Source organism: Puniceicoccaceae bacterium (assembly GCA_040224245.1).
Classification (GTDB): Bacteria; Verrucomicrobiota; Verrucomicrobiia; order Opitutales; family JAFGAQ01; genus JAKSBQ01.
In genome coordinates, this window is the sequence record JBEGIR010000063.1 from 80,564 (window position 1) to 88,613 (window position 8,050).

Annotated in this window: 6 protein-coding genes; 5 read left to right on the forward strand and 1 reads right to left on the reverse strand. The window is 52.0% G+C overall.

What is annotated here, in order from left to right; translation table 11 throughout:
* Positions 1-92 precede the first annotated feature (92 nt).
* Positions 93-2,183 carry a prolyl oligopeptidase family serine peptidase gene (locus ABQ298_10185; GenBank protein MEQ9824740.1) on the reverse strand — a complete coding sequence of 697 codons (2,091 nt, stop codon included), beginning with the start codon at positions 2,181-2,183 and terminating at the stop codon, positions 93-95.
* Between the two features lie 144 nt (positions 2,184-2,327).
* On the opposite strand from ABQ298_10185, the gene ABQ298_10190 reads away from it, so the two are divergent.
* The 5 genes from ABQ298_10190 (at position 2,328) to ABQ298_10210 (ending at position 8,047) form a co-directional block, all read left to right on the forward strand.
* A complete protein-coding gene (locus tag ABQ298_10190) occupies positions 2,328-2,969 on the forward strand; it encodes a hypothetical protein (GenBank protein MEQ9824741.1) in 642 nt (213 codons plus the stop codon).
* A 35-nt stretch (positions 2,970-3,004) separates the two neighbouring features.
* The gene (locus tag ABQ298_10195; protein MEQ9824742.1) at positions 3,005-4,297 is read left to right on the forward strand and encodes an NAD(P)/FAD-dependent oxidoreductase; all 1,293 of its coding nucleotides are present in this window, start codon (positions 3,005-3,007) and stop codon (positions 4,295-4,297) included.
* Between the two features lie 141 nt (positions 4,298-4,438).
* Positions 4,439-6,271: an ATP-binding protein gene (locus ABQ298_10200; GenBank protein MEQ9824743.1), complete on the forward strand. Its 1,833-nt coding sequence runs from the start codon at positions 4,439-4,441 to the stop codon at positions 6,269-6,271.
* A 651-nt stretch (positions 6,272-6,922) separates the two neighbouring features.
* The gene (locus tag ABQ298_10205) at positions 6,923-7,696 is read left to right on the forward strand and encodes a DUF3450 family protein (protein ID MEQ9824744.1); all 774 of its coding nucleotides are present in this window, start codon (positions 6,923-6,925) and stop codon (positions 7,694-7,696) included.
* 21 nt (positions 7,697-7,717) lie between these two features.
* A complete protein-coding gene (locus tag ABQ298_10210) occupies positions 7,718-8,047 on the forward strand; it encodes a hypothetical protein (GenBank protein MEQ9824745.1) in 330 nt (109 codons plus the stop codon).
* Positions 8,048-8,050 lie beyond the last annotated feature (3 nt).

Here is an 8,050-nt window from a genome sequence, read left to right on the forward strand (position 1 = left end):
AAACCTTCCGTGTTTTTTACCGAGAGAGCCAAAAGACGCCGGATATGTAAAAAACTCCTGAAAACTTTGAGCTTTTTCGCGGTTAGCACGGTTTAGTTCGCCTTTGACAGTTGAGATTGCAGGTAGGTGAACTGCAAGGCGTAGAGTTCTGCATACTGTGTGAGGTTCGCCCCTCCGGCATGCCCACCTTCGATGCGTTCGAAGTAGAAATGCGGATGCCCCATTTCCGCCATGCGGGCCGCCATTTTTCGGGCATGACCCGGGTGGACGCGATCATCACGGGTGGAGGTGTAGAAGAAAACTTTGGGGTAGGAGGCGTCCTTGCGCAGATTCTGATAGGGGGAGTAGGCCGCAATAAAGTCCCGCTCCTCCGGAATCCGTGGGTCTCCGTATTCGGCGATCCAGCTGGCACCGGGTGGAAGTTCGTGGTAGCGAAGCATATCGAGTAGGGGAACCGAGCAGAAAACGGCACCGTAGAGGTCCGGACGCTGAGTGAACGCAACACCGACCAGCAAACCTCCGTTTGAACCTCCACCGATGCCCAGGTGTTCGGGGCTGGTGATGCCACGGTTGATGAGGTCTTCTGCTACGGCATGAAAGTCGTCGAACGCCCGTTGACGGTTTTGCTTGAGTGCAGCCTGGTGCCATTTGGGTCCGAATTCGCCTCCACCCCGAATGTTGGCCAGGACAAAAACATGACCTGGCTCCACCCAAAGTTTGCCGTAGGTGCTCAGGTAGAATGGATTCATGGACTGTTCAAATCCGCCATACCCATAGAGATAGGTGGCATGAGTTCCGTCTGGCTCCAGGTCTTTGGAGTGTACCATGAAATAGGGTACGCGGGTGCCATCCCGACTGATGGCGTACTGCTGTTTCACGATCAGGTTGCTGGCGTCAAACCGGGTTGGAAGGGATTGAAGGGTTGTCCATTCACCTGAAATTACGTCGAGTTCGAGAAGAGAATCCGGGCTGAGAAAGCCCTCCATTTCGAGAAATGCAATATCGGATTCGGAAGAGGTGCTTGAGATGGCAAGTGTTCCGTTGGGTGGAAGATCCACTGCTTTAGCATTCCATCCGGATGTACCGAACTCAAAGCAAACAAGGCGATTGGTGACATTGTCGTTGAGGTTGACCAACAGGGCACTGCGACTGGATGCGACGCTCTTGACGGCGGTGGTTTCGGTTGGGAGAAAAATGGGTTGTACCGTTGTGATGCCTCCGTCTGTTGAGACTTCATCGAGACTGAAGCTCACGAGGCTGCCTTCGGGGAAATGTTTTCCTGCGTATGTCCAGGCTTTGCGAACCAATACGATGCATTGCCCCTTGTGAATGGCCTGTATTTCATCGGATGACTGTATCGGCAGCAGCACGGTGGTACCGTCCGGGCGGAGCAAATACACCTGACTCTCGTAAAAAGTGGTGCGATCCATCAGCAGGTGATGGGAGTTGGATCCGTCGCGCAGCGTGATCGGGCTGATGAGCACATGGGATGCATCGGCTTCGTACACTCGCTTGGCTTCGCTTGGGGATTGCCCGCGGTGTAGCAGTGTCAGCACTCTGGGGTAGCCGGATTCGGTGACCGAATCTGCATCCATCTGTGTGGCAAGCCAGAGCGAGTCCTCATCTGCCCAGGTGAGGTAAGTCTTCGCCTCAGGAATGAAAAATCCATCCGGAACAAATGACTGTGTTGCAAGGTCGTATTCGCGTACCTCCATGGCATCCTTTCCTCCGTCTGAAAGTTTGATCAGGCACTGATTGGATGTGTTGGAACGAAAGACCGCACCCTTCCATACCCAATTGGTTCCCTCTGCCTGGGACAGGGCATCGAGGTCGAGCAGTACCTGCCATTCGTATTTCCCGTTGCGGAAAGCTTCATATGAAGTTCGGCGCCATACTCCCTGGGGTTGTTCGGCGGAACGCCAGAAATTGTAGACCCAATCTCCTCTGAGACTCCCCTGGATGATGCGGTCAGGTGCTGTCAGAATTTCAAGTGCTTCGGCTTCCCTCCGGGCATAGCCCGGTTGTGATTTCAGATGCGTTAATGTTGACTCATTTTGTTCCACCACCCATTTCAGTGCCGCCTCGCTATCGACGGCTTCGAGCCAGCGATGGGGATCATCGGAGGATGCGTGAATGCCGAGCGAGAGTGCGATGGTACTCATGAGTAGGGTGGAAATTTTCATCAGATTGGACATCGGGTTCGTAGACCGGGAATCATTCTCAGGCTTGGTGTTTGACACGATCACGGGGCAGTTGTCAAAAACAAGGTTGTTTTTTCAACCCCCTGCTGTAACGCTTTGATGCCTGTTGTCCACTTAATGAATGCAATGAAACACTATCTGACCTATCTGCTCGCCGCAGTTTTTCCACTGTTTGCTTCGGCATATGAGGGAGTATTTGAATACCGCATCGATTCGGGTGATCGGGAGTGGCGCATGCTCTGTCAGGTCAAAGGTCCGTATGTCCGGGCTGAAGTGTATCTGGGAACCACCCATTTTCAGACAATATTGCAAAATGATGAAGGACTCCTGTTGCTCGATGAGTTGAACAAGCAAATCTTTCAGGCTGATTTTGAGCGGGAAAAGTGGGGAAAACCCGGCGAACCCGAACGCAAACGCCCAACAGAAGGTAAATTTGAATTCATTGAGGCCTTTGAGCGGGGTGGACTTGCAGGCGACACATTCTCTATCCGTTCCAGCCGTCGCGATTACTGGATTGAGGTTGCTGAGGGCGTTGGTTCCATGCCAGGGATTTTTCTCGACCAGTTTTCTTCATTGCGCGGGTTGAGTGAAGATGGGCAATTTTTGTTTGAATCACATCCCGGCATGCCGGTGAGGATCTACCGCAAGGGTCGGGCAAAGCAACCCCTGCTTGAATTGGTCAGTCATCGTGCCGAGGCTGTGGATGCGGCCACGTTTGAGGTGGGTGAAGGTTACATTAGGGCCAAGATGCGATTCCGCATGCGTTAGGCGGGAAAGTGTTGTGGCGGTTGCGGGATTGAGCCATGGATGGAGACACGGTTGCGCCAGCTTGCATGGATGTGGCCATCATCGGCGGTGGAGCGGCTGGCTACTTTGTGAGCGCAAATTTGGCGCTGCGATCCACCGGGAGCACGGCAGTGCTCTTCGAGGCATCGAGTCGACCCCTCTCCAAGGTCCGGATATCGGGCGGAGGTCGGTGCAACGTCACGCACCACCAGTTTGATCCCCTGCGGCTGGTCGAAAATTATCCCCGTGGCTCTCGCGAACTCAGGGGATCGTTCACTCGATTCCACCCCGAACACATGATCAGTTGGTTGGCGAATAGGGGCGTGAAGACAAAAACCGAAGCGGACGGGCGAGTATTCCCGGTGTCAGACGACTCCGGGGAGATCATTCGCACCCTCATGGAGGCGTGTCGGGAATCGGGAGTTGAGACGCGCACGGGGTATCGACTGCAATCGGTTGAGAGAATGGGAAGCAACTGTGGATTTCGTTTGGGCTTCCAAAATGGTTATCACTGTGAATGTCGGTATCTGGTGATGGGTACTGGCAGTCATGCTTCGGGGCACCGCATCGCAGCGCAACTTGGACACACCGTGGTGTCTCCGGTTCCGTCACTGTTTACGTTCAATATCCAAGATGCGCGGATTGAAGGATTGGCCGGGGTCTCTTTTTCCAAAGTAAGAGCTCGGTACCGGGCGGGGAAAGGAATTACGGAGCAGCAGGGACCCATGCTGATCACCCATTGGGGGTTGAGCGGACCTGCGATCCTTAAGCTATCCGCCTGGGCGGCAAGGGAATTGGCTGCGCAGCACTACCGAGGGGAGATCGAAGTTGATTTTCTCGCAGACTGCAGTGTTGCTGAAGCAGAACAGCGACTGCTCGATCTTCGGGATATGCATGGCGCAAAAATGTTGAGAAATGCTCCATTCGATGGGGTGCCCAGGCGATATTGGACCCGGATGCTCGAAGTATTGGGATTGCAGGCAATGCAAGTTTCGCAGCTCAACAAATCGCAGTGGCGATCTGTGCTCGATCAACTGAAGTGCGCGCGGTTCGCATTTGACGGTAAAAGTACAAATAAAGATGAATTTGTCACTGCAGGCGGCATCTCGACTGGCGAAGTGGATTTGAAAACGATGCAGAGTCGCCGCGTTTCCGGACTGTATTTTCTCGGGGAAATGCTCAACGTGGACGGTGTCACGGGCGGGTTCAATTTCCAGTTCGCGTGGACCAGTGCAATGTTGTGTGCAAGGAATCTAAACGAGCGTATTGTAAGCTGCTCTGGCGACGCAGGTGTTGAGGCTGCGCACTGAATCGTCTGCATGGTGGGACTGCAATTCTGAAGTTCCTGTGTCAAAGTGCTTGTAAATCAAGGTGATGACCGTTTTGATACGGATGTTTCTCGAATATTTTGCTTTCTCTCGCTCTCTCTCTTTTTTTCGCTTGCACAACTAATGAAGGTATTGGATCCCTCATGCATTCACTCGTGGCATGGTATCATTTCTGATGGGCGTGCGGGTCGGGTCGGATGGTTTGGCGTTGCGCTCTTGCACGCTGGTTCGATCTACGCTTCTCCCTTGAATGTTGAGTCAGAATCTGCACAGATCGCGGATTTTGGAATCATCGCGCTGGGGCTTCTGGTAGCACTGCAGGCCTTCTGGATTGTGGGACTGTTGCGCAGTCGGAGGCGGTTGCGCACTTCGGGAAAAGAGATTCAGTACAGTCACAACCAGTTGCAGTCGTGGCTTTTTCATGCACCGATTTCGATTTCAGTTTTCAAGCAGAGCGGACAGACCGTCATGATTAATGAACGGTTTACCCAGTTGCTTGGATACGAATCCTCTGATTTCCGCACAGCCACAGACATGTGGAATGTTTTGATTCAGGATGAGGTGAATCGGGAGCGATTTCTAAACCGCTGGGGCGAGCAAATCAAACGACCCTGGTCCAACAAGTGGGAAGCCGAGGAAGTATTGGTCACCAGCAAGTCTGGTCGGGTAAAGGCACTGGAGAGCCACGTTTCGATCATCGGCGAATATTGGGTGTGTCTCCACAATGACGTCACCTGGCGCAACCAGGTGCAGCGGGAACTTGAGAATGCGCTCAATCAGGCCTTTCAGGCCAACATTACCAAGACGCAGTTTCTGACGAACATGAGTCATGAAATCCGAACTCCACTCAACGGCGTTCTGGGAATGGCACAGTTGTTGTTTGAAACGGAAATGGATGAAGAGCAACGCTCCTTTGTGGAAACCATTCACCAGTCGGGGCAAACGTTGCTGATGACGATCAATGACATTCTGGATTTGTCAAAAATGGAAGCTGGCAGCATTGGAATCGAGTCGGTTCCGTTTGATCTGAACCAATGCATCAAAGAGAGTGTAGCACTCTGTCTGCCCAAACTGAAGCGAGCAAACGTGAGGTTCAATCTGCAGATTGAACCAGATGTGCCGCTGTCCATCTGCGGGGATTCGGTCCGCATTTCACAGATTTTGGTCAACCTGTTGAGCAACGCATTCAAATACACCATGGAAGGATCGGTGATGCTCCGGGTTTCCCGTGAAGGTGGAACTGCAGACTCCCACTACCTGAGTATCAGTGTGAAGGATACGGGCATTGGCATTCCCTTGGAAAAACAGGCAACCATTTTTGAACCCTTCGTGCAGGCAGATGCGTCCAATACCCGACAGTTTGGCGGTAGTGGCCTTGGGCTGACGATTTCCCGGCATCTTGCTGCTCGCATGGGTGGTGAAATCAGGGTCGTCAGTCAACCGGAGAGTGGTTCGGAATTTGTCTTTTCATGGACTGCGGATGCTGTGTTGGATTCGACCCGTCCAGTCCAGACGCAATCGGATGAACGTTCGCCTACGGAGCGATTGCTTGGACACTCCATCCGGACGCTTGTGGTGGATGATAATCTTGTGAACAGCAAGGTGATCGAACTGTGCCTCAAGAAATGTGGCATAGTACCCACCAAAGCATCGAATGGTCAGGAGGCTCTTTCGGCGTTGAAGAAAACACCTTATGATCTCGTGTTTATGGACATCCAAATGCCGGGAATGGATGGATTGCAATGTACACGGGCGATTCGGAAGGAGTTACCTGAGGAGTCTCAACCGTTTATCGTGGCTCTCACTGCCCATGCACTTCCGGATCACATGGAACAGTGCCGTCGAGCAGGAATGAACGGTTTTTTGTCAAAACCCTACCGAAATGAGGATTTGCGTAGCGTCATTCACCTGTATCTCGAGCACCAGTCAGGGGACCGGAAGACCTGTTATTTTTGAAGCGTTCCCTTGTTTGGGAATGAAATTCTTGTCAGGTTGAGAGCCTCAGGCAGCAAGTGAGGACTTGATTCTCGGGCGGTTAGTACGGTGTGCCAAGCGTGCCGATCTGGCCTCTTGTCTCCAGGAATGTTGAACACTGCCAGGCAGTAGCAGGAGTTCAGTCATGAGCCAAGCGGTGAGCAAAACTGTCCAGGCTGACCAGGTCGGAGCACCCGTCAAACCAAGCTGTTGGTGAAAAATTCCGATGGAGATCAGGAAACTTGCGGAAGCGAAACGAAGGATTGTTTTCATGCCATGCTTTATCCATGAAGCATGCCAATTGAGGTTCAGGATCTCATCGTGTTGTATAACATGTTTACAATGAACATGATGAAGTATTGAGTAGTCTTTTGGCATACGCTATTAGATGAGAACTCGTGCTTTCGATTTTCCGGATTGCGAGACTCAAAAATCCCAAAATCGGGACAAGCAATGTTGTTCGAAAACCTGTTAAGATGGGTGGGAACTGAAACAGATTTGTGTTTGACTTCAAAGACGCTTGTCTTGTTGATTCAACGCTTGGAATTACGATAAGGTAGTAATTCGGTTGTTTTTGTATACTGGCATTTTAGATGCTCGGTGGTGTTTTTAGTTTTTAAATCTGCATACAGCATGAATCAGTTGAAGGCTCTTTTCAGGAAGGCAGTCCTCCTGAGCACGATTCCCTTTTGTGTGGGAACCGGTTTCGGAAATGGACTAGAGGAAAACTTTCACATGCTCGACCAGTGGGTCGAGGTGGAAAAAACCATCTCGAAAGAGAGAAATGACTGGGAAGTTGAGAAACGGGGACTTCAGGATGTCATTAAGGTTTACGAACAGGAGCTGAAGCTGCTGGTTGAGAAAATCGAAGAAGCAAAGGAGTTTACCAGTGCGGCAGACTCCAAGCGCTCTGAAATGTTGGAAGCGCAGGACGAGTTGCGCAAGATCGAGGCGAAGCTGGAGTCCGTTGTGGCCGCACAGGAAGCACGGTTGCTACGCATCATCGAGCGCATCCCGGCTCCGCTGCGAGACGAGATTGCACCACTGACTCGCCGAATCCCACTTGATGCTTCGGCAACCACACTTTCGATTTCCCAGCGCTTGCAGAGCATCGTTGGGGTGCTGACTCAGATTGATAAATTCAACACTGCGGTTGAGATCGCCCCGGAGCAGCGCGAGTTCGAAGGAAATCGGGTGCAGGTGACGACCATCTACTTTGGATTGGGGGCAGCTTACTATGCGGATCGTTCGGGCGAGCATGCCGGATACGGACGATCCACCGAAAAAGGGTGGCAATGGGTTCCGGATGCATCGATTGCGGCGGATGTGCTCCGACTGATCGACATGTATGAAGGCAATACAACTCAGATTGAGTTCGTTCCGATGCCCGTGAATATCAACAATTAACCTGCCCCATTTTTCATGATCATGAACAAGCAATTTATTGGAATCGCCACTGTTGTGGTGGCGGGATTCGCCGCTACCCAGCTTATGGGGCAGGTCGAAAGTTCGATCAAGCGGGATCTGGATGCATCCATCGCCGAATTGAATACGGTGCGGGAAACGATCAAGAACGAAAAGATTCCGTTGGCAGCACAGGCAAACCAGCTGGAGGGGGAACTTCGTGAGAAACGTCGGGATGTGGAGCGGGTGCAGCGCCTTCGCGACAATGCATCTGTGGATATCAGCCGACTGGAAGACAATGTGAAAGGACGTCGTGAGCAGATTGACTACATGTCAAATCTTGTAGCGGAATAGATC

Bases quoted from the DNA above. Each gene is read 5' to 3' on its own strand.
- ABQ298_10185 (MEQ9824740.1), bottom strand. From the start codon at position 2,183: ATGAAAATTTCCACCCTACTCATGAGTACCATCGCACTCTCGCTCGGC.
- ABQ298_10190 (MEQ9824741.1), top strand. From the start codon at position 2,328: ATGAAACACTATCTGACCTATCTGCTCGCCGCAGTTTTTCCACTGTTT.
- ABQ298_10195 (MEQ9824742.1), top strand. From the start codon at position 3,005: ATGGATGGAGACACGGTTGCGCCAGCTTGCATGGATGTGGCCATCATC.
- ABQ298_10200 (MEQ9824743.1), top strand. From the start codon at position 4,439: ATGAAGGTATTGGATCCCTCATGCATTCACTCGTGGCATGGTATCATT.
- ABQ298_10205 (MEQ9824744.1), top strand. From the start codon at position 6,923: ATGAATCAGTTGAAGGCTCTTTTCAGGAAGGCAGTCCTCCTGAGCACG.
- ABQ298_10210 (MEQ9824745.1), top strand. From the start codon at position 7,718: ATGAACAAGCAATTTATTGGAATCGCCACTGTTGTGGTGGCGGGATTC.